We start from the raw sequence: 2,250 nt of genomic DNA on the forward strand, positions 1-2,250 counted from the left end.
CACCCCTCCACCACAGCTTTTTCTTTCATATTTTACAATTTTTTCTAATAATTTGTGGCCGCCCGCCGCCCCCCCCCGCCCCCCCCCCGGCGGCCCCCCCCCCCCCCCCCCGGGCTTCGGGTGTCACGCGGCGCACCCCGGCGCCGGGACCTACCGGTTGCCGCGCAGGGTTTCGATCTCGCGGCGTTCGCGCTTCGTCGGGCGGCCCGCGCCACGGTCACGGATGCCGACCACCGCCGCCTCCACCGGCGTCGGCGGCGGCGGGCTGTTGTCGGTCAGGCATTCGGCGGCGACCGGAGGGCCGACCCGCTTCGTCACCGGACGGCGGACCACGACGATGCGCTCCCGTCCGGCATGGAAGAGCCGGATCTCGTCCCCGGCCCGTACCGACTGCGCCGGCTTCGCGCGCTCGCCGTTGACCCGCACGTGTCCCGCGCGGCACGCCGCGGCCGCGATCGCCCGTGTTTTCGTCAGCCGGACCGACCAGATCCACACGTCGACCCGAGCCGATCCCGTACCCGTGGTTCCCTCTTCAGCCATGCCCCCGACTGTAGCGAGCCGGGGGCCGAGAAGCGGAAGGCGTTTTGTGGGTTGCGACGAACGCACTGGCACCTACCAGGTAGATGATCCCAACTGAATTGCACATGCCGCACATCTGGCCCTACCTTGTCGCACATGCAGTCCTACACCATCGGTCAGGCGGCACGCCTGCTGGGCGTCAGCCCGGACACCGCGCGCCGTTGGGCCGACGCCGGCCGCGTCGCGACCCATCGCGACGAGGGCGGTCGCCGCCTCATCGACGGCCGCGCCCTGGCCGCCTTCTCCGTCGAGGTGGCCCAGGGGGCCCACACCGAGGACGGGGAGACCTACACCTCGGCGCGCAACGCCTTCCCGGGCATCGTCACCGCCGTCACGCTCGGGGACGTCGCCGCTCAGGTCGAGATCCAGGCCGGTCCCCACCGTCTGGTCTCCCTGCTCACCCGTGAGGCCGTCGACGAGCTCGGACTGGAGGTGGGCATGCGAGCCACCGCCCGCGTGAAGTCCACCAGCGTGCACATCGACCGCACCTGACACCACCGGCGCCCGCACCCGCCCGCGCACCCCTCAGCCCGCAATCTGCAATCCGCAGCCCCGCAACCCGCACCCCCGCGCTCCGTACCTCCGCTCGGTACGACGCGTCCCCACCCGCTCCGCCCGTCACCGGCGCGGGTCACACCGCGCGGATCCGGCACCAGGCCGGCCGCCGACCCGACCGAGGAGCACCTGCTCATGTCCGCGATCCTGCCCCTGAACCGCCGCCGTACGGCCGCCCTCGCGGTGACCGCCGTCCTCCTCGTGCCGGCGCTCGCCGCCTGTGGCAGCGGCGACGACAAGAAGAACGAAGCCGCCGCCTCGCCGAGCGCCGCCGCGGCCGAGCCGAAGGCCGCGAACCTCACGGTGCTCGCCGCGTCCTCCCTCACCGACGTCTTCAAGACCGCCGGCACCGCGTACGAGAAGGAGCACCCGGGCACGAAGATCACCTTCTCCTTCGCCGGTTCGCAGGAGCTCGCCGCGCAGGTCAAGCAGGGCGCTCCGGCCGACGCGCTGGTCACCGCCGACACCAAGACCATGGACGGCCTGAAGGCCGAGACCGGCGACCCCGCGGTCATCGCGAAGAACCGCCTGGTCATCGCGGCGGGCAAGGGCAACCCGTTCAAGGTCGGCGCCCTCAAGGACCTGGCCGACACGAAGATCAAGGTGGTGCTGGCCGCGCCCGAGGTCCCCGTGGGCCGCTACAGCAAGCAGATCCTCGACGCCCAGAAGATCGAGGTGAAGCCGGTCTCCCAGGAGCCCAACGTCCGCGCCGTGCTGAGCAAGGTCGAGATGGGCGAGGCCGACGCCGGCCTCGTCTACAAGACCGACACCGTGAAGTCCGGTGACAAGGTCGTCGTCGTGGACATCCCGGACGCCGAGAACGCCGTGGCCTCCTACCCGGCCGCCACGCTCAAGGGGTCCAAGAACGCCGAGGCCGCGGCCGCGTTCGTCGCGTGGCTGAGCTCCCCCGAGGCCCAGAAGATCCTCCAGGACGCCGGCTTCCAGAAGGTGTGACCGGCCGCTCGGTCCGAGCCGCGGGGGGGGGGGGGGCCGGGCCGCGGGGGGGGGGGGGGCGCCGCCCCCCGGGGGCGCGCGGCGCCGCCGCGCCCCCCCCCCACACAACCCCCCCCCGACGGCGGCGGGGGGGGGGTATTAGAGGATGGGGTTGTGAGAGAA

The 2,250-nt window shown here is 72.4% G+C and carries 3 protein-coding genes; 2 read left to right on the forward strand and 1 reads right to left on the reverse strand.

Going from position 1 to position 2,250, the window contains the following annotated elements; translation table 11 throughout:
* Positions 1-150 precede the first annotated feature (150 nt).
* Positions 151-540 carry an RNA-binding S4 domain-containing protein gene (locus tag ACWF9Z_RS20405; RefSeq protein ID WP_453603938.1) on the reverse strand — a complete coding sequence of 130 codons (390 nt, stop codon included), beginning with the start codon at positions 538-540 and terminating at the stop codon, positions 151-153.
* Between the two features lie 135 nt (positions 541-675).
* Between ACWF9Z_RS20405 and ACWF9Z_RS20410 the strand changes: the two genes are divergently transcribed.
* Entirely contained in the window at positions 676-1,071 is a 396-nt protein-coding gene (locus ACWF9Z_RS20410; RefSeq protein WP_453603940.1) for a TOBE domain-containing protein, read from the forward strand.
* 198 nt (positions 1,072-1,269) lie between these two features.
* Complete coding sequence (modA, locus tag ACWF9Z_RS20415; RefSeq protein WP_453603941.1) at positions 1,270-2,088, forward strand: molybdate ABC transporter substrate-binding protein; 819 nt, start codon at positions 1,270-1,272, stop codon at positions 2,086-2,088.
* Positions 2,089-2,250: the final 162 nt, after the last annotated feature.

Source organism: Streptomyces sp. NPDC054961 (assembly GCF_053609145.1).